The organism is Salipiger mucosus DSM 16094, from assembly GCF_000442255.1.
Lineage (GTDB): Bacteria > Pseudomonadota > Alphaproteobacteria > Rhodobacterales > Rhodobacteraceae > Salipiger > Salipiger mucosus.
On the sequence record NZ_KE557273.1, the window covers coordinates 1,087,162 to 1,105,201 of the forward strand.

16 protein-coding genes are annotated in these 18,040 nt (G+C 68.1%); 6 read left to right on the forward strand and 10 right to left on the reverse strand.

Features of this window, described 5'->3' with window-relative positions:
• Positions 1-31 precede the first annotated feature (31 nt).
• Genes SALMUC_RS05450 through SALMUC_RS05460 form a run of 3 tightly spaced genes read left to right on the forward strand, consistent with a single transcriptional unit; the run spans position 32 to position 2,422 of the window.
• Positions 32-673, forward strand: coding sequence for a TRAP transporter small permease (locus tag SALMUC_RS05450; protein ID WP_020041133.1), 642 nt, complete (start codon positions 32-34; stop codon positions 671-673).
• 3 nt (positions 674-676) lie between these two features.
• The gene (locus tag SALMUC_RS05455) at positions 677-1,963 is read left to right on the forward strand and encodes a TRAP transporter large permease (RefSeq protein WP_020041132.1); all 1,287 of its coding nucleotides are present in this window, start codon (positions 677-679) and stop codon (positions 1,961-1,963) included.
• A gap of 21 nt (positions 1,964-1,984) precedes the next feature.
• A complete protein-coding gene (locus tag SALMUC_RS05460) occupies positions 1,985-2,422 on the forward strand; it encodes a universal stress protein (protein WP_020041131.1) in 438 nt (145 codons plus the stop codon).
• A 74-nt stretch (positions 2,423-2,496) separates the two neighbouring features.
• On the opposite strand, the gene SALMUC_RS05465 is transcribed toward SALMUC_RS05460, so the two are convergent.
• The 3 genes from SALMUC_RS05465 to SALMUC_RS05475 are packed head-to-tail and all read right to left on the reverse strand — an operon-like array spanning position 2,497 to position 5,980.
• A complete protein-coding gene (locus SALMUC_RS05465) occupies positions 2,497-3,642 on the reverse strand; it encodes a DegT/DnrJ/EryC1/StrS family aminotransferase (protein WP_021119868.1) in 1,146 nt (381 codons plus the stop codon).
• Positions 3,643-3,647: 5 nt separating this feature from the next.
• Positions 3,648-4,844, reverse strand: coding sequence for a glycosyltransferase (locus SALMUC_RS05470; RefSeq protein WP_020041129.1), 1,197 nt, complete (start codon positions 4,842-4,844; stop codon positions 3,648-3,650).
• Positions 4,841-5,980, reverse strand: a complete 1,140-nt coding sequence (locus SALMUC_RS05475) for a glycosyltransferase family 4 protein (RefSeq protein WP_020041128.1) — start codon at positions 5,978-5,980, stop codon at positions 4,841-4,843. The genes SALMUC_RS05470 and SALMUC_RS05475 overlap by 4 nt, the downstream gene beginning before the upstream one ends.
• A 482-nt stretch (positions 5,981-6,462) precedes the next feature.
• Here SALMUC_RS05475 and SALMUC_RS05480 point away from each other — a divergent pair, with 482 nt between their 5' ends.
• Positions 6,463-7,296 carry a glycosyltransferase family 2 protein gene (locus SALMUC_RS05480; RefSeq protein ID WP_037371224.1) on the forward strand — a complete coding sequence of 278 codons (834 nt, stop codon included), beginning with the start codon at positions 6,463-6,465 and terminating at the stop codon, positions 7,294-7,296.
• A gap of 65 nt (positions 7,297-7,361) precedes the next feature.
• Positions 7,362-8,213 (forward strand): O-methyltransferase, encoded by an 852-nt coding sequence (locus SALMUC_RS28025; RefSeq protein ID WP_020041126.1) that lies wholly within the window; start codon positions 7,362-7,364, stop codon positions 8,211-8,213.
• A 5-nt stretch (positions 8,214-8,218) separates the two neighbouring features.
• Here SALMUC_RS28025 and SALMUC_RS05490 read toward each other — a convergent pair whose 3' ends face one another.
• From SALMUC_RS05490 to SALMUC_RS05520, 7 genes are all read right to left on the reverse strand, one after another.
• Positions 8,219-9,376, reverse strand: a complete 1,158-nt coding sequence (locus tag SALMUC_RS05490; protein ID WP_198014487.1) for a hypothetical protein — start codon at positions 9,374-9,376, stop codon at positions 8,219-8,221.
• The gene (locus tag SALMUC_RS05495; RefSeq protein WP_020041124.1) at positions 9,376-10,719 is read right to left on the reverse strand and encodes a flippase; all 1,344 of its coding nucleotides are present in this window, start codon (positions 10,717-10,719) and stop codon (positions 9,376-9,378) included. The genes SALMUC_RS05490 and SALMUC_RS05495 overlap by 1 nt, the downstream gene beginning before the upstream one ends.
• A gap of 73 nt (positions 10,720-10,792) precedes the next feature.
• Positions 10,793-12,109 (reverse strand): O-antigen ligase family protein, encoded by a 1,317-nt coding sequence (locus SALMUC_RS05500; protein ID WP_020041123.1) that lies wholly within the window; start codon positions 12,107-12,109, stop codon positions 10,793-10,795.
• Positions 12,110-12,127: 18 nt separating this feature from the next.
• Positions 12,128-14,272 (reverse strand): GumC family protein, encoded by a 2,145-nt coding sequence (locus tag SALMUC_RS05505; RefSeq protein ID WP_084513899.1) that lies wholly within the window; start codon positions 14,270-14,272, stop codon positions 12,128-12,130.
• Positions 14,273-14,499: 227 nt separating this feature from the next.
• Complete coding sequence (locus tag SALMUC_RS05510) at positions 14,500-15,309, reverse strand: hypothetical protein (RefSeq protein WP_020041121.1); 810 nt, start codon at positions 15,307-15,309, stop codon at positions 14,500-14,502.
• A 29-nt stretch (positions 15,310-15,338) separates the two neighbouring features.
• Positions 15,339-16,505, reverse strand: a complete 1,167-nt coding sequence (locus tag SALMUC_RS05515) for a glycosyltransferase family 4 protein (RefSeq protein ID WP_020041120.1) — start codon at positions 16,503-16,505, stop codon at positions 15,339-15,341.
• A gap of 173 nt (positions 16,506-16,678) precedes the next feature.
• Positions 16,679-17,089 (reverse strand): phasin family protein, encoded by a 411-nt coding sequence (locus tag SALMUC_RS05520; protein ID WP_020041119.1) that lies wholly within the window; start codon positions 17,087-17,089, stop codon positions 16,679-16,681.
• A 465-nt stretch (positions 17,090-17,554) separates the two neighbouring features.
• Between SALMUC_RS05520 and SALMUC_RS05525 the strand changes: the two genes are divergently transcribed.
• A complete protein-coding gene (locus SALMUC_RS05525) occupies positions 17,555-17,869 on the forward strand; it encodes a hypothetical protein (protein WP_020041118.1) in 315 nt (104 codons plus the stop codon).
• The last annotated feature ends 171 nt before the right edge of the window (positions 17,870-18,040 follow it).

Consider the following 18,040-nt stretch of genomic DNA (forward strand, 5'->3'; position numbering starts at 1 on the left):
CGACGGGCGGCCCCTTCAAGGAATTTCAGCCTTGTCCCAGGATCACGACCACGAGCACGCCGACTCGCAGCTGCAGTCGCAGACCGACACGACCAGCGCCGACAACCAGGAAGAAGCCACCTATGTCTCGACGCTTCCGGGCCCGCTCGGGATGATCGATGTCGCCATCGCCAAGCTGGAGTCGCTGTTGCTGGCGACGGGCGTGCTCCTGATGGCACTCAACACCATTGCCAACGTGGTCGGACGCTATGTCTTCCGCGAGAGCCTGTTCTTCTCCGAGGAACTGAACCGCATTCTCATCATCGTCATCACCTTCGCGGGCATCAGCTATGCCGCGCGGCAGGGCCGGCACATCCGCATGTCGGCGATCTACGACGCGCTGCCGGCGAAGATGCGCAAGGTGCTGATGGTGGTCATCGTTCTCTTCACTGCGGTCTTCATGTTCGGGCTGGCGTGGTACTCGCTGCAGTACATGATGACCCAGGCCGGACGCGGCCGCGTCCTGCCGGCGCTGCAGATCCCGGTCTGGACGACGCTGCTGATCGTGCCGCTTGGTTTTTTCATGACCGGGCTTCAATACCTGCTCACCGCGATCAAGAACCTGATGGAGAAGGACGTCTACCTCTCCACCGTTGTCCTCGAGGGCTACACAGACGACGAGATGGAGGTCTGAACCATGGCTGTCACTATCTTCTCCATCATGATCGTCCTGCTCCTGCTGGGCTTTCCCATGATGATCCCGCTCATCACTGGCGCCTTCGTGGGCTTCTTCTCGCTCTTCGGCGGCATGTCGCAGCTCGAGACCATGGTCCAGCAGATGATGGCCGGGATCCGGCCGGCCTCGCTGATCGCGGTGCCGATGTTCATCTTCGCCGCCGACATCATGACCCGCGGCCAGTCGGCGGCGCGGCTCATCGATATGGTGATGTCCTTTGTCGGCCACGTGCGCGGCGGGCTGGCGATCTCGACCGCCGCCGCCTGCACGATGTTCGGCGCGGTCTCGGGCTCCACCCAGGCGACCGTGGTCGCCATCGGCTCGCCCTTGCGACCTCGCATGCTCAAGGCCGGGTACGGCGACAGCTTCATCCTTGCGCTGATCGTGAACTCATCGGACATCGCCTTCCTGATCCCGCCCTCGATCGGGATGATCATCTACGGCGTCGTCTCGGGCACCTCGATCGCGGAACTCTTCATCGCGGGCATCGGCCCGGGCCTGCTGATCCTGTGCCTCTTCGCGGCCTATGCCTGGGTCTATGCCACCCGCAACAAGGTGCCCACCGAGCCCAAGGCCAGCTGGGCAGAGCGCATGCGGGCAGTGCGCAACGCGCTCTGGCCGCTGGGCTTCCCGCTCATCATCATCGGCGGCATCTACGGCGGTATCTTCAGCCCGACCGAGGCGGCCGCGGCCTGCGTGCTCTACGCGCTGATCCTCGAGGTCATCGTCTTCCGCGAACTCGACCTCAAGGGGGTCTACAACACCGCCAAGTCGACCGGCCTCATCACCGGGGTGGTCTTCATCCTCGTGGCGGCGGGCGCGGCCTTTTCCTGGGTGATCTCCTTCGCGCAGATCCCGCAGGCGGTGCTGGCGGGCGTCGGCATCGACCAGATGGGCCCCATCGGCGTGCTCTTCGTGATCTCCATCGCCTTCTTCATCGGCTGCATGTTCGTCGATCCCATCGTCGTGATCCTCGTGCTGGTGCCGATCTTCGCGCCGGTGGTGGATGCCGTGGGCCTCGACCCGGTCCTCGTGGGCACGATCATCACGCTGCAGGTCGCCATCGGGTCGGCCACGCCACCCTTCGGCTGTGACATCTTCACCGCCATCGCCGTCTTCAAGCGGCCCTACGCGGCGGTGGTCAAGGGAACGCCACCCTTCATCGTCATCCTGCTCTGCGTGTCGGTCATGCTGATCTTCTTCCCGCAGATCGCGCTCTTCCTGCGCGACCTGGCATTCGCGGACTAAACGAGGGAGAGGAGCAACCCCATGTTCAAGAAGATCCTGGCCCCCTACGACGGCTCGCAGAACGCGCAGCGCGCGCTGGCGAAGGCCATCGAGATGTCCAAGCTTTGCGGTGCGCCGCTGACGATCCTGACGGTCTACCGGCACCACTCGATGCTCGAGGCCTCGCTGTCGATGGTGCGCAAGGAGTCGCCGGGCAACCTCGACGACGCCATGCGCGGCTACGCCAGCGAGGTCGCAGAGCACGGCAAGGCCATCTGCCGCGAGCACGGGCTCGAGGAGGTGAGGGCCTTCGTGAAGTCTGGCCAGACCGCGCGGACCATCGTGCAGTTCGCCGAGGACCACGACTTCGATGTCATCATCATCGGTCGTCGCGGGCTGGGATCGATCGAGGACTACCTGATGGGCAGCGTCTCTCACAAGGTGACCGGCATGGCTCCGTGCCCGGTGCTGGTCACCTGACAGTCGGTCGTCGCTGAGCGGCGGCCCCGGCCCGGGCCCGGCATGCATGCCGTTCCGGGCACCGGGCCTGCGGCTCAGCCGTTGACGCTGCGCCCCATCATCTCGGCGGCGGCGCTTTCGATGACCTCGGTCACGACCTGCACGTGCTCGGACGTGACGCCGGAGTGGAACGGCAGGCAGAGCAGCGTCGTCTTGGCCTGTTCGACGACGGGAGTGTCCTGCAGGCTGGCCACCGGCATGCCACGGTAGCAGTCGTAGTCGGTGCAGATCGGCCAGAAATACTTGCGGGCATGGATGCCCCGCGCCTTCAGCCGGTCGTAGAGCTCGTCGCGCGAGAACCCGAAGCGGCGCGGATCGACGCGCAGCAGGTAGTACTGCTCGGACTGCTCGACGTCCTCCTGCCGCACCTGCGGCTCGAGCCCGGGGTAGTCGCGCACGATCTCGTCGTATTGCGCCCGCAGGCGCCGCCGGGCACCGCGTTCCTCCTCGACGGCGTCGAGGTTCAGCAGCCCGACGGCCGCGTGCAGCTCGCTCATCTTGCCGTTGATGCCGACCTGGCGGACGCTTTCCTCGGAGGCGATGCCGAAGTTGCGGGACAGTTGCAGCCGCTCGGCCATGGCGGGATCGCGCGAGGTGGCGAGGCCGCCCTCGATGGTGTTGAAGAGCTTGGTCGCGTGGAACGAGAAGATGCTCACGTCGCCCATGGCGGCGGTCGAGGTCTGTCCCTTGCGCGCGAGAAAGGCGTGGGCGGCGTCGTAGACCAGCTTCAGCCCGTTCCGCGTGCAGAGGTCCTGCAGGGCGTCATCGTCGCAGATGGTGCCATAGACGTGCACGCCGATCACCGCCGAGGTCCGGGGCGTGATCGCCTTTTCCACAGCGCGCGGGTCGATGGTGAGCGTCTCGGGGTCGACGTCGGCGAAGACCGGCTCGAGGCCGCTCGCGGCGATGGCATGGGCCGTGGCGGGGAAGGTCAGCGGCGTGGTGATGACCTCGCTGCCCCGGGGCAGGTCGAGGCTGAGCAGGGCGCATTGCAGCGCGCTGGTGCCCGAGCTGAAGAGCTTCGCGACCGGCACGCCGAGGCGCTCGCGCAGCCGCGCCTCCAGCCGGTTGTGCATCGCGGCCTCGTTGGTGACGATGCGCGAGGCCCAGATCTCCTCGAAGAGAAGGTTGAGGTCGCTCATGGCGGGCAGGAGCGGACGGGCGACGTAAAGAGGGTCCATGGTTACTACCTTTGTCTGGGGGCGACGGCCTGAGAGGACCCGCATACCCGGGGCGCCGCGGCGGACGGTGCCGCAGCGCGATGTCCTGCGGTGAGGACGGACTCATATTGCCGGAAGATGGTCTCCGGCGCATAGGCGCCGACCCGATCGAGGGCACGGGCCGCGCAGTCCTGCCGGAATGCCGCATCGTCCATCAGGTCCATGCCCCGGGTCAGCTGCGGTGCGTCGTCCACGGGCACGAGGATGCCCGAATGCGCGACCTGCATCTCCTGCACCGCACCGCGGGGGGTTCCGGCGAGGATCTCGGAGGGGCCCGAGGCGCAGTCGGTCGAGATCACGGCGCGGCCGAGGGCCATGGCCTCGACCAGTGCGTTGGGGAAGCCCTCGCTGCGGGACGCGGAGACATAGGCGGTGGCGCGGGCGACGACGGCCTGCGGGTTGCCGACGAAGCCCGGCATGTGCAGGCGGTCGGCGATGCCCAGCTCGGCGGCCAGCGTTTCGAGGCGCGCGCGCTCCGGGCCCTCGCCCAGCAGGACGAGGGCGCGGTCGCGGTTGGCATGCGCCGCGAAGGCACGCAGCAAGGTCTCGCCGCCCTTGTTCGGGACCAGCCGGCCCACGGCGACGAAGTAGTCGGCGGGCAGGGCGATCTGCGGCGCCTCCTGTCCGAGCTGGCGCAGGGCCGCCGTGAATACGGGGTTGTGGATCGTCGCGATCCGGCCTGCGGGCACGCGGTAGCGCCCGGAAAGGTCTGCGGCCACGCCCCGGGAGACCGCGATCACGCCGTCCGCGCGCGGGTAGAGCCGACGCACGACCGAGCGCATGACCCCCGCGCGCAGGCCGCTGCCAAGGTGGCTGGTGGTATGGACACGCTCGCTGACGACGCAGCGGAAGTCGGCCTGCCTCCGGGCCAGGAGGGCCGCGCAATTGGCGCGCGTGAGGAAACTGAGCACGACGTCGGGCCGGCGATCCGCGATCAACCGGCGCACGCCCGAGACGCTGCGGCGCAGGCTTTGGCGGCAGTCGAGGCGAACGCGCTCGACCCGGTGGGAGAGCTGGTAGGCGTCCGGGTAATCGTCCAGCGTTGCGAGGCAAAGCTCCCAGTCGTCACCGCGCTGGGCGAGGTGGTCGGCGAGGCTGACCATGACCTTCTCTGCGCCCCCGCCTTCGAGCGAGTTGATGAGCAGGAGAAGCCGCCGGGTCACTGCCGAATCCCCGTCGGCCGCTCGCTTGACGCATGAGCGCTTCGGCCAAAGGCGCGGGGCGCCGCGATCATCACGAGCTGGTCCAGGGTCCTGGCGGCGATCTGCGACCAGTCGAAGCGTGTGAGGTCGAAGGCTTCGTCGACCGCGTAGCCTGCCGGGTCGGCGTCGAGCCTTGCGGTCAGGCTCGGGATCGAGCCCGCCTGGAAATAGTGCCGGTCCGGCAGGCCGACATTGAGGTTCTCGGTGATGTCGCTCAGCAGGATGGGGCTGCCGGCGTGGATCGCCTCGAGTGCGGCGATCGACAGGCCCTCGTGGTAGGAGGGCAGCACGAAGAGACCCGCGGCGGCGTTCAGGGCCATGACCGTCTTGCGCTGCGTGCGGCCCGCGAGGACGATGCGATCGTCGCGGGCGGCCATCATGGCGATGGAGCGGGAATAGCTGCTTTCATGGTCGGCATCGCCGATGATCAGCAGTTTCCAGGGATCGGGCGAGCGGGCGAGCGCGGAGTTGCGGAAGGCCTCGATCAGCAGGTCCTGGCCCTTTTCAGGCACGACCCGCCCGACCATCACGGCAAAGCGCCCGCGGGTCAGGCCGCTGGCCTCGAGAAAGGCGTCGGTCGCGGGGGTCACCGGCTCGCGCGTGAGACCGTTGGGAATATGCGTGATCTTTCGGGCGCACGCGGGAAACCGATCGCTTAGGCGATCGGCGGTGGTCTGCGAGACGGTGATGACGCGGTGTGACGAAAGCACGGCGAGCCGCTCGCCCAGCCGCAGTGCGCCCCGGGCGATGCGCCCCCACTTTTGCCGCCGGTAGTCCTCGCCGTGGTGGGTGAACAGCAAGCGGAAGCCCAGGAGGCGGGCGAGGGGGGCCAGAAGGCCCGGTCCGATCCCGTGCAGGTGCACGATGTCGGTGCGCATGAGGAAACGCGCGTAGAGCAGCGCCACGAAGGTGTGCACGAAGGTTTCGAGGCGGGAATCGCGCGGGGACCAGACGGGGATCTGGCGGACGCCATCATGGGTGCCGCGGCCCTCGACATAGCGGCTGCGGGCGAGCAGCGTGATCTGCAGTTCGCCGGGCGTGACCTGGGCGAGCAGGCGCGGCAGGATCTGGGCGCAATGGGTCTCGATGCCTCCCATCACGTCGGGGACTCCGCGCAAGCCTATTACCGTCATCCGTACCAGCGTAAGTCTCCCGGATTGCAGAATGGCACCCCGCTTCGCGCCACGCGGGCGTGACGGGGAGTGCTTGATAGAGTGTGAAGAACTATGCCTGAAATGGGGCCATAATGTGTTCTGGTTTGTGACAATCTGTGTTTCACGTCAACGCTCTAGGTGATTGTCGCGGCGTTTCGGACAGTCTCCGATTGTGTCGACAAAAAGCCATTCAAGCGGAAACAGAGTGGAGGCGACGCGGCTCTTGCCTGCCTGCCGTACGGGCAGGTGTGGGTGGATTCGGACACGCCGCGTTTCCTTTCCTGCCAGGGACCCGGACAAGGGACCCTTGGCGCTTTCTCGTCGGGTTGGCGCTCGCTATGGTTCATCCGATGATCGACACGGGCTGCCGCAGGACGGACGCCGGGATCGCGACACGAGAGATTTCGAGCACCGGGCCGGACCGCATGAATACCCAAGACCACAGGCCGACGATCAGCGTCGTGATCCCCACCTGCAGCCGTGACGATTTCCTGCCCGAAGCGGTGCAGAGCGCGCTCGACCAGTCGGTCGCGATCCTCGAGGTCATCGTCATCGACGACGCCTCGGACACCGACCCGCGCCCGCAGCTCGAGCGCTTCGGCGAGAGGGTCCGCTACGAGCGGCTGGCGCAGCGCAGCGGGGCGAACGTGGCGCGCAACCGCGGCATCGAGCTGGCGCGCGGGGATCTCGTAGCGCTGCTTGACGACGACGACCTCTGGCTGCCGGAAAAGACCGAGACGCAGCTGCGCGTCATGGGGGACGCGGGCGAGGCCTGCCTGTGCATCGCGCGGGACCTCGACGGGCCGCCCGACGCGCCGTGGCGCATGGAGGATGTCGAGCAGGGGCTCCGCCGGAGCAATCCCTGCGGCACGAGCGGGCTCATCGCGCGGCGCGAAGCGCTCCTGGCCGAACCCTTCGATCCGGAGCTGCGCCGGGCACAGGACTGGGACGTCTTCGTGCGGCTCGCGCGGCGCGGCACGCTGGTTCACGTCGACGAGCCGCTCTACCTCCGCCGCGTCGGGCATGCGCGGATCACAACCGCCGCGCTCTCGCAATCGCCCCGGGAACTCTACGCAACCGCCGCTGCGGCGCACAAGCACAGGGCCTGGCTGGGCGAACGCGCCTATCGCCGCCGCCTTGCGATACTGCTGCTGAGCTTCATCTCGCAACGGCGCAACAAGCTGTGCTACATCGCCGCTTCGCTCTGGCACGCCGGCCCCCGTGCGACGATTGGCGTGCTGGCCTCCAAGCTGCGGTAGCGGCAACCGTCCACGCGCGGTCCAGGACCGGACTTGCGTCCCATGGCAACGAAAGGATCGCGGATTTGACCAAGGCAGAGGAAACGGCCTTTCGGGACCGGCTGCACGGCAGCCTGGCGGATGTCGATGCCCTGATGACACGGGCGGTCTACGACGCGCTCTTCGACGCCGCGGCCGAGGAGGGCGCGACGCGCATTCTCGAGATCGGCACGGCGCATGGCGCTGGCACGATCGCCATGGCGCTGGGGGCGGCCTCGCGGGGGCATGACACGCGGATCAGCACGGTCGACACGCTGCAGGCGCTGCCCGACATCCCGTCCTCGCGGTCCGAGCACGGCGATGTCGCGCAGAACGAGGCCATCGTGCGCGGGAACTTCCGCAAGGCCGGGGTGGCGGACCGCATCGACCTGCACGTCGGCCGCAGCGAGGCCTTCGCGGCGGCGATGCCCGAGGATTTCCGGATCGACATGCTGGTGATGGACGCCGACGGCCGCATCGACCGCGACCTGCTGCTCTTTGGCGAGCGGCTGGTGCCCGGGGCGCTCGTGGTGGTGGACGACATCGACGGCAAGGTCGGCGCGGCCTTCCGGGGCGGGGGCCTGTCCATCGACCTCAAGCACGTCATCTCCGAGAAGCTGACCTCGCGCCTCGTGGCCGAGGGCTACCTGACGTTCGAGCGCCGCGTGGTCGATACCTCGATGTTCCGCGCGGAGGCGCCGCAGGACTGGGATCCCGAGCGGATCAAGGCGATTGCCATCGAGTGCTACCGCGAACTGGTCTTCCTGGAGACCCGCGTGGGTCCGGTCGCCGTGAGCACCATCGACTCTCTGCTGCGCTCCACCCGGCTGCTGCGCCCTGTGCACAGCGCGGCGCGGTCGGCCTATCGCCGGGTGACCGGACGCAATACCGAGGCGTAGGCTGCCTAGCTTTCCCGCAGGGCAAGTGCCTCGAGGATCTCGGCCCGCTCGCGCAGGTGCGCGCGGCGCCGCCCCGGCGCGCCGAGGGCGCGGCCGATCAGCCAGGGCGGATGCAGGGTGGCGCGTTTCAGGTGCTGCATCCAGGCCGGGTCGTGCAGCAGGCTGTGGCGGCTCAGGCCCGTGAAGGGGCGCCACTTTCCCGGATAAGGATCCTGCCGCATGCCGGCGTCGAACATGTCGGCGGCGGGCGCGTCCGGGGCGAGGCCGCAGAGGAAGGCGGCCTGGTCCACCGGCACCGGCTCCGTGCCCCGCGTGGCGAACTCGAAGTCGATGCAGCGCAGGGCGCCCGTGCCGGCCTCGATCAGGACGTTGTCGCGCGGGGTCAGGTCGATCGGATCCCAGCCGCGAGAGGTGACGAGCCGCGCGAAGTCGGCCAGTTCGCGCACGACCGTCAGCGGCAGGAGTCGCGGCAGTTTGCGCCCAAGCACCCGGCGGTGGGGCTGCGGTTCGATGTACTCGAAGTAGAGCGCATTGTCCGTTCGCCGCAGGATGCGTGCAGGCACCGGGCTGAGCGGGGCGATATCGTCGTGAAAGGCCTGTTCGTTTTCCATCGCGCGGCCTGCGGTGGCGCGAAAGGTCTTCCGGACCGCCTTGCGGCCGTTCCACTCGACCAACTCGACCTTGGCGCGATGCTTGTGCCGGCTGAGCGAGGCGATCACCCTGTCGGTCGTGGCGATGTCGACGCGGCGTTTGGCGATCCGCGCCTGCAACGTCTCCAGTTGCCGCTGCGGCAGCAGGGCCCGCGCGATCCTGTCGGCCAGCCGGCCATCCGCCGCCACACGCAGGTGATGCCGCGCAGGGCCCAGGATCATGCCGAGGTGATAGACCGCGTTGTCGATCGACGGATGGGGGTAGCGCGTTCCCGGGGCGGCGCCGGGGCAGATCATCGGGTTGAAGCCGATCAGCGCGGTCGCGCCCTCGGTGGCGAAATCGGCCGGCAGGTCCGGGTGATGCGCCGCGGCCAGGTCGCGCTGCGCGAAAAGCTCGACGCCACGCCGTTCCAGCGCGGCCACGGTCCGCCGCAGATCCTCGGCAGACAGGGCAGCCGTCGCGAGGACGACGCAGAGCCCGGACAGGGTTTGGGGGTCTGGAGGTGGGTGCATCACGATCGCGACCACGCCAGGTATTGCCGAGATGCGAACTGCACGGCGCGGCGCGGCCAGAAAATCGCGCGCAGCTGCATCTTCGCGACCGGCCGGATGGCTGGCACCACGGGCGCCAGCAGCAGCGGCGCGAGCGTGTAGGAGATCAGCGTCGCATATGCTGCGCCCTCGGCCCCGTAGATCGGGATGAGCACGAGGTTGCAGGCGACGTTGGCCACCGCGCCCGTGAGGTTGATGATCGCCGAGCCCCAGAAGAGACCGTCCGCCAGAAGCTGCTTGTCGATCAGCTGCCGCGTGGCGAAGACGACCCCGACCCAGACCTGGATCTGCAGCAACGAGACCGCGCCCGCGTAGGCGTCCCCGAACAGCAGCCAGATGACGGGGGCGGCCCAGAAGATGCTGGTCGCCGCCACGCAGGTGCCGAAGGCCGCGAAGAGATCCATCGCCTCCTGCATGCGCCGCCTGTAGTGCACGGGGTCTTCGCCGCGCAGCTCGACCATCCGCGGGAAGGCTGCCATCGCCAGGGTCGAAGGCAGGATGTACCAGGCCTCGGACATGCGCGCGGCGACCGCGTATAGCCCTGTCGCCTCCTTGCCGACCATGTTCGACAGGAAGACGATGTCGATCTTGAGGTAGATCACCGTCGAGATCGAGCCCAGCAGCAGCGGCAGCGCGTTGCGCGCGTAGCGGCGCATGAGGACGCGGTCGACCTGCATGCGCGGCGGCGTGCCCGCCTTCAGGTAGTAGGCCAGCCCCGAGGCGCAGCCCTGTCCGATGGTCTCGAAGCCGTTCGCGATGATGAAGGCATCGACCGGCATGTCGGCCAGCACGAGCCCGACCTTGAGCAGGCTGAAGCAGGCCAGCACGCAGACCTCGACCATCACGAAGATGCGCGGCTTCTGCGAGGCGATGAACTGCTCCTTGATCGTGTCGAAGACCTGGAACAGCAGCGCGATGCCCAGGAACAGACAGAGCAGCGCGATGTTGTCGTGTTCTGCCGGAAAGCGGATCGCGATGAAGAGCATCGCGCCGATGGCGACCAGCGTGCCCATGAACCGCATGGCGGCGATCGTGCCGAGGATGCGGGGCGCATCGTCGGGACGGCTGGCGTATTCGCGCAGCGAGAGGTTCCGCAGGCCGAGGGTCGTGATCGGCAGCATCATCACGACGAGCGACACCGCGTAGTTGAGCACCCCGAAGCCGTCGGGGCCGAGGTGCCGCGCCAGCACGACGCCCAGCACCAGCGAATTGAACATGTTGACGACCTGCCGCGCCAGCAGCCAGCCCGCGGACTTCAGCAGCCTGGCCCGGACGTCCGAGACGGTCGGCATGCGCAGCTTCATTCGGGGCTCCGGTGCATGGTCTGGTCGGCGCGGATCTCTGCGGCATCCACGCGAAAGGTCAAGCTGAAGCGTCTCATGCGGAGGTCATCCCGTGACCTTGTGACCGGGCCGGGCGCGCCGCCGCGACACGCGATCCCGCGAGGTGCCAGGTGGTCGCGCAGAGCAGGGCGACGAAGATGACACCCTCGGGCCGGTTGAAGAAGGACGTCCCGAGGCTGCCGATCGCCAGTGCCGCATAGCCCGACATGAGCGGCGCGACCGCGGCGCGCGGCACCCGGCGCAGCGTCATCGAGACATGCCATAGAAGGATGCCCAGCCACAGGCCGAGCCCGAGGATGCCGGTCTGGAAGAGCACGCGCAGGTACTCGTTGTGGGGATGGGTTTCGATGTAGCTCACCTGCGCGTCGGGGCCGTAGCCGACCAGGTGGGTGAGCAGCCCGCCGTCGATGTAGCTCTGAATGTAGGCGGCCCCGATATAGGCCCGCGCCGAGAGGATGTCCTTCTCGGCGGCGCTGAATTCCTGCGGCGGCTTCACGAGGTTGCCGATCTCGGTGAAGGCCGTGCCGAGTTCCGCGAAGCGCTCGGCCGGCAGCATCGGGAGGACGGCGAGCGTTCCGAGAAGCGCCAGGACGAGGGGCAGGGGGCTGCGCCGCGTGCGCGGCCGGCCGGTGTCGGCCAGGCGCAGGATCACCGCGACGAGGAACGGCAGGCAGGCCAGGATCAGGGTGCGGTAATTCGCCAGCACCATCGAGGCGAGGCACAGCCCCACCGCCGCGAGCAGCCATGCCCGTTTCTTCCAGGGGTAGACCGTGACCAGCCAGACCGCGCAGAGCGCGACGGTCGAGTAGACGGCCTCGTGCACGAAGTTGCCGATGTAGGCGACGGTGCCGTCCTGACCGATCATCGACCGCCCGAGCGCGACCGAGAGCAACTGCTGCCCGACCGGCAGCGAGAAGACCGCCAGCAGGCAGCCCAGCACCGGGCGGATGCCGTGGCGGTCCAGCGCCCGGTGCACCAGCAGGGCGATCACCACGAACATGATCCACAGCGTCATCGCGTTGATGAGCGCGTCGCCGCGCCCGTTCAGAAGCCCGCTCAGCAGGGTGATCCCCGCAAGCCCGAGAAAAGGCAGCAGGCGTGGAAGGCGCAGGCGCGAGAGCGGCAGGATCATCAGCGTGGCCATGACGGCAGCAAGCGTTCCGAGCGCCAGCAGCGACTGGCCCGCCGCGACGGGCTGCGTCGGGGTCTCGCCCAGCCCGGTCAGCGCGAAGCGAAACCAGATCAGCAGGATCACAGCCTTTGCGAGCGGGTCATCCCCGAGCGCGCGAAGCTGGCGCAGGACCAGCGCCAGGCTTGCCGCGATCGTCAGGAGCGAGACCACCATCCACATGCGCCGGCTCGCCCTCCCTCATGCCTTGCCGCTCGCGGGCAGGCCGGGCCGGTCCGCACGCGGCAGTCTGCTGAGCGGCGCGAGCGCGTCGCGCGGCATGATGTTCAGCGCGAAGGCGCTCACGGCGATGCCGACCTCGTTCAGGGCCTGCAGGCATTGCAGCACGCTGGCCTGCCGCGAGCGGTTCCAGGCACAGGTGACGACCGTGTAGTCGGCAAGCTGCCCGATCTCGAGCAGCCCGGCGGACATCGGCATCGCTGGGGCATCGACGATGATGACGTCGGCCCCCAGCAGGGCATCCTTGCGATCGCGCAGGTTGCTCTCGATCGCGACTTCGGTCTCGATGAGGTCAAGCACCTCCTCGGAGTAGTCGACAAATCCGAAGCCCGAGCGTTTGAACTCCTTGGTGCGGGCGAAATCCGAGAGCCACCCGTCCTCGTCGGCGTTCACGAGGGTGGTGGAATAGTTGCGGCTGAAGGTCTCGGCCAACAGCAGGCTGAGTGTCGACTTGCCGTCACCCTCCTCGGGCGAGGTGACCATGATCAGCGTGGACCAGTCCTTGGACTTGGGCATCAGGTAAAGCTGGAACCAGCGCAGCGCGACGCCGAGATCCGCATCGGGCGTGTCACGGACGAACTTCAGGATGTCCTGCGGTTTGCGGACCGGCCCGACGCGGGGCAGGGGCACGAGCGCGCCGAACTCGCGCAGCTCGGCCGGATCGACCGGGTCCGCGCGGGGGCCTTTCGGCGTGCGCAGGAAGGCGAGGTAGAGCAGCATCGCTGTGGCGGCGCCGATCCCGGCCAGCACGGCGAGCTTGGCCTTCTGCGGCGCCACGGGGTTCGAGGGCTTGTCGGCCTCGGCCACGAGACGGGCGCCGGGCGACTGGAACTGGCTGCGCTCGCGCGCCTCCTTCTGGCGCAGCAGGAAACGTTCGTAGACGTTGCGCGAGGCCTCGACCTCGCGCTGGAGGGCGGCGAGCCTCAGGTCGTCCTGCCGGCTGTCGACCAAGGCACCGCGCGTGTCGCGGATATCGGCCTCGAGCTTGGTGAGCCGGTCCTCGACCACGCCGATGCGAACGTCGAGCCCCGACACGAGCCGTCCGGTCTCGCTTTCGAGCAGGCTCACGAGCTGGCGGCGCGCCTCCTGCGTGGCGCGGGTCTGCGGGTGGTCGCCGTATTCCGCCTGCAGCTCGACGATGCGGCTGTCGGTCTGGGCCAGCCGCTCGACCAGGGCGGTGAGCGTGGGCTGGGCGGCCGCAGTGGCGAGGGTCGCGTAGTTTTCCGCCTCGCGCAGCTGAGAAATCTCGGCGCGCTGCGCCGAGAGGTCGCCGCGCTGCTTGGTGAGCTGGACCATCTGGGTCGTGAGTTCGGCAAGCTGCGCCTCGAGGTCGCCGGAGACGGCGCGGCCGGCCTCGATCATCTCGCGGCGAACGCTCGAGAGCTGCGCCTCGTTGTCCTCCAGCTGGGCCCGAAGCTCCGCGGCCCGTTCCTCGAGCCAGGCGGTGGCGCGCTCGGCGGCCTCGCGTTTCACCTCGACCTGGCGCTCGATGTAGTGGCGGGCGACGGAATTGCTGATCGCGGCGGCAAGGCGGGCGCTTTCCGAAGTGGTCGAGATCTCGATCACCCGCGACTCGCCGATGCTGCGCACCGAGACCGCGTCCCGCAGCGACCGCGCCGTTCGGGCGAGCGGATCGCTTGGCGTGTCGTCCTCGGGTTCTGCCGTGCCGGTGAGCTGGTCGATCAGCCCCGAGACGGCGCCGCGCAGCCGGTCGACCGGCGTGGGATCGCGCAGGGCCGAGTTGAACTCGGCACGCTCCACGAGGTCGAGTTCGTCCGCGACCGCGCGCATGATCTCGGGCGAGCGCATCATGATGATCGCGCTTTCCAGCGTGGCGATGCCGTCGGGGGCCTCGGGCACGGCATTGGGGATGTCGATGACGGGCGCGGCGGCAGCCTCGAGCAGGACCTGGCTGTCGGCCTCGTAGGTCGGCGTGACCTGCGTGAGCGCGGCGAAAGCCAGTGCCGTCGCCGCGACGGCGGTCAGCAGCAGGCGCAGCTTGGCCGACAGCGCGACCTGCAGCAGCGACACGCCATCGCCTTCGGAGGCATGACCCGCGCCACCGCCACCGTCACGACCGAACCTGTCACCATACTCTTGCGTCACGTTGGCGTTTCCTGCCCGTTCTTCGAGCGTGCGAGATCATTGGCCGAAACCTCCGGCCAGTCGTCACCGGTAAATGTCCTGGGATGGACCTGCAGCGTTCCTGTGCCCCATACCGCGTCTGAAATGTGTCGGCACTGAGGCGTTCCGTGGGCATTTTTCTCATTTTTGCCAGAAGATGCCAGCCCTGTCGCGGCCAGGGCGTACGTCGGGTTGCGGCATGCCCGTCGTCAGCGGTCGCAGGTGCGGAAGAAGGGATGCATCTCGCCGGTCCGCCTGGGATCCCGCTCACGATACACGATTTCCGGTGCCTCGCCAGTGCCGCAGGAGATCTGCTCGGGCGAGAGGCGGGGGGCGCCGTTGAAGCGCGAGGCATGGACCACCAATCGTGCGCCGTCGCAATCGCGGAACCAGACCATCGTGCCGGTCGTCGGCTTTTCGATCCGCGTATGCACGAGGTAGTGCGGCCCCGGTCGCCAGAACCGAAGCGGGCGGTTGCCCGGGCCGGTGATCGTCACGTTAACGAGCTGCGTGACCTCGGCCTTGCTGTCGATGGCGGCATCGGCGTTCCACTCCGAGATGGTCAGCCCTTGGGCATAGAGAGCCTTGGCCCCGTCGAGTGTCAGCCCGTCGTAGTTCGTTGTCTCGTAGGAGTCCCACGCGGGCCAGCCCGGGCGCAGGGTCACGTCGGCGAGGAACAGCGAGACGCCCGGGTCGCTCCGGTGCGTCTTGATCGCCGCGCCGTAGCGGTCGTGCGAGCGCATGTCCGAGATCGTCACAGAGGAGAGCGCCAGGCGGCGGTCTTCGCCTTCTGCGCCATGCCGGACCGACAGCCCGAAGCGGGCCTCCGTCAGGCGGGCCTGCCGGACGCGGGCCGGGGTCTCGACCTCGAGCCGGTCCGAGAATGTGCCGCCGATGACGGGCGTGTCGCGGAACGCGTCCTCGATCCAGCCCTGTGCCAGCCGGATCTCGCAGGCCACCGTGCCGTGATCCCGAAAGGCGGCGCCGGGCGCCGCGACCGACAGGAGCAGCGCTGCCAAGACGATCCGGCCCCGTCTCAGACGCGGTTTCACTGCGCCGCCTGCGCGCCCGCTGGCTGCCCGGCGGCGAGTTCGGCCTCGATCCGCTGGCGCATGCGGCCGATGACGATGGGCCAGTCGTAGTGCGTCTCCGCCCGCTCACGCGAGGCCGCGCCCATGCTGGCGCAGCGGTCCGGGTCGTCGAAGAGGGTGGAGAGACGCTCGGCGAGGCTGTCGGCATCTCCCGGTGGGACGAGGTAGCCGTTGACGCCATCCTCGACGATGTCGGGCAGGGCGCCGACCCGCGTCGCGACGACGGGAAGCTGCTGCCACATCGCCTCGACGAAGACGTTGCCGAAGGGTTCCAGCCGCGTGGGCATGCAGAAGACCGAGGCGCGGGCGTAGTGAGCGGGCAGCGTTTCGAGCGGGACGCGGCCGAGGTAGTCGACGCCGGTCAGGTCCTCGGTCTCGGGCACGCGGCCGATGACGGTCAGGCTGGCGTCGGGGTGCCGGTCCTCGAGCTTGCGGAAGGCCTGCAGGAGCACCGGGCCGCCCTTGCGTTCCCAGTCGTGGCCGACGAAGAGGATTTCCTTGCGCGCGTAGCGTTCGGGCGTGAGCGGCTGTGCCTCGGGGATCGCGGAATTGCTTCCGGTATGGATGCATTCGACCCGGCCCGGGTCCATGCCGTAGTCCTCGACCAGCGAGCGGGTGACGTTCGAGCTCCAGGTGAAGACCGTGGTAGCGTTGTGGTAGATCTCGCGTTCGCAGGCGCGCCAGCCTTCGGAGTAGAGGTCGGATTCGTCGAAGCCGTCGAAGTTCAGGTTCTCGAGGTGAACGTGGTCGGTGTAGATGAAATTCGGCACGCCGGGCACGCTTGCGTCGAAGAGCGACTGGATCTGGATCGTGAAGTCGTAGCGGTCGGGGTCGATCTCGCGCCGCAGGAGATGTCCGATCCAACGGTAGACGAAGGGCGTGCGGAAGAAGGCGTATTTCAGGACCTTCCGCCGGCGCAGAAGGTCCGGCATGTAGCTCACGCCCGCCACGGCCGCCGCCGTGACCATCCGCAACCGTGCGCGCTTCATCAGGTCGGTGACGTAGATCACCTCGATCTCGAAATCGGGAAAGGCCTGCTGGATCGCCTTGAGCGTGCTGCGCGTGGCCACGGGGGCGGGCGGCGACGGGTTCAGCGAGATCACCGCGAGTCTTTTCTTCGCCATCAATCCCTCGTTCACACAAAGCCCCCGTCCGAGGCATTGAGTTCAGAGATCCTGGCGGAAGGCAAGGGAGGGGCGTCGCGGGCACGAGTGCGGCCGGCGTCAAAAAAAAACGGCGGGCCGGTGTGGCCCGCCGCACGAACGTACGAGGAAACTCTTTACTGTCGAGCCTTGGCTCAGGCGGCCTTTGCTGCGGCCGTCTTGGCGGTCGATGCCGCTTTCTTGGTGGTGGTCTCGCCAGCCTTGGCGGTCACGTCGGTGAACTGGCCACCGGCGGATTGTGCCACCTGCGAGAAGGCCTCGGAGGCTTTCTGGGCCACCTGCATCTGCGCCTGTGCGAAGTCGGTCATCGCGGGGCCGTAGTCGGCCGGGTTGGTGCGCACTGCGGTCAGCTTGCGCATGTTGCCGAAGGTCTCCTGCGCGGAGCTGGTCATGATGTCCGTGGTCTTGGCCGCGGTGTCGACGGCGATGCCGGTCATCTTCTCGTTCATGTCGGCAAAGGTCTTGAGGCTGTCGCCGAAGGCCTTGGTGTCGAACATGTTGGGCATGTCGGCGAAGAACTTGGTGAAATCGGTCTGCGTTGCCATGTCGGCTCTCCTTGGTCTGAATCGGGTCCGTTTCGCTGCTGAGCCCTAGATAAATGCTGCAGTGCAGCATTTCAACAGTGCAGTTGCAGAAATCCTGTGACGGCCGGTCTGGCGCGCACGGATGCGGTGCCTGGCGCGCGGCGGTCATCGTGGGCGGCGCACCCCGGAGCTAGGCCGTCGATTCATCTTTCGGGGCGCGGTCCAGGCCCTTTCAAGCGCGGTTTCCGGTTCGATTTCCGCCGAACGCATATTTTTGCCGTTCCCGGCGAGGGCGGCTCATGCTGACCTTGGGGAAGGATAGGCGAGCGTGTCGATGAACAGGTCCTGCGCACATGACACCAACTTTTCGGATGACGATCCGTGCCCTCGGCGGCTCGCGCCGACCTGTCCCTTGCCCGCACGGCCAGGCCGAACATCCGACGGGCCGTGCGGCATCCCGCGGCTCTCACCAGACTGGACCACAGCATGAAACTGCAGGCCTCTCTTTTGGCCGGTATCGGCGTCGCCCTTCTCGCCGGCTGCGTCGAGGATACCGGTCCGACCGGGACCGCGCCCGCCATGGGGCGGCCCGCCGTGGGCAGCGAATACGACCTCAGCGCCTTCGAGGGCGCCCGGGCGGGGCAGGCCGAGGGCGGCATCAATGCCCTGGGCTACGAGGCGGTGCGCACCCAGGGACTGACGACCTGGTACTTCAACCGCTCCACCGGTGCTTGCGCTCGGATTACCACGTCCGACGGGCGCTACTCGGAGGTCACGATGCTTCCGGCCGAGGACTGCTGACACTCGGTCCGGGCTTGCCCGTCTGCGCTGCGGACGGGCTCTCCGTCCAGCCGTGTGTCTTACCTCGGCACGGCTGGACGGAGTCTCGGGCGGCCCCGGGGGTGACTGGGCGCCCGCCGCGATCCTGTGCCGGGGTCGCGGGGCAGGATCATCGGCACGACAGACCACTGG

What these genes read in the sequence shown, in the direction of transcription:
- SALMUC_RS05455 (WP_020041132.1), top strand. Translation starts at nt 677, where the DNA reads ATGGCTGTCACTATCTTCTCCATCATGATCGTCCTGCTCCTGCTGGGC.
- SALMUC_RS05460 (WP_020041131.1), top strand. Translation starts at nt 1,985, where the DNA reads ATGTTCAAGAAGATCCTGGCCCCCTACGACGGCTCGCAGAACGCGCAG.
- SALMUC_RS05465 (WP_021119868.1), bottom strand. Translation starts at nt 3,642, where the DNA reads ATGGACCCTCTTTACGTCGCCCGTCCGCTCCTGCCCGCCATGAGCGAC.
- SALMUC_RS05475 (WP_020041128.1), bottom strand. Translation starts at nt 5,980, where the DNA reads ATGGGAGGCATCGAGACCCATTGCGCCCAGATCCTGCCGCGCCTGCTC.
- SALMUC_RS05480 (WP_037371224.1), top strand. Translation starts at nt 6,463, where the DNA reads ATGAATACCCAAGACCACAGGCCGACGATCAGCGTCGTGATCCCCACC.
- SALMUC_RS05490 (WP_198014487.1), bottom strand. Translation starts at nt 9,376, where the DNA reads ATGCACCCACCTCCAGACCCCCAAACCCTGTCCGGGCTCTGCGTCGTC.
- SALMUC_RS05495 (WP_020041124.1), bottom strand. Translation starts at nt 10,719, where the DNA reads ATGAAGCTGCGCATGCCGACCGTCTCGGACGTCCGGGCCAGGCTGCTG.
- SALMUC_RS05500 (WP_020041123.1), bottom strand. Translation starts at nt 12,109, where the DNA reads ATGTGGATGGTGGTCTCGCTCCTGACGATCGCGGCAAGCCTGGCGCTG.
- SALMUC_RS05515 (WP_020041120.1), bottom strand. Translation starts at nt 16,505, where the DNA reads ATGGCGAAGAAAAGACTCGCGGTGATCTCGCTGAACCCGTCGCCGCCC.
- SALMUC_RS05520 (WP_020041119.1), bottom strand. Translation starts at nt 17,089, where the DNA reads ATGGCAACGCAGACCGATTTCACCAAGTTCTTCGCCGACATGCCCAAC.
- SALMUC_RS05525 (WP_020041118.1), top strand. Translation starts at nt 17,555, where the DNA reads ATGAAACTGCAGGCCTCTCTTTTGGCCGGTATCGGCGTCGCCCTTCTC.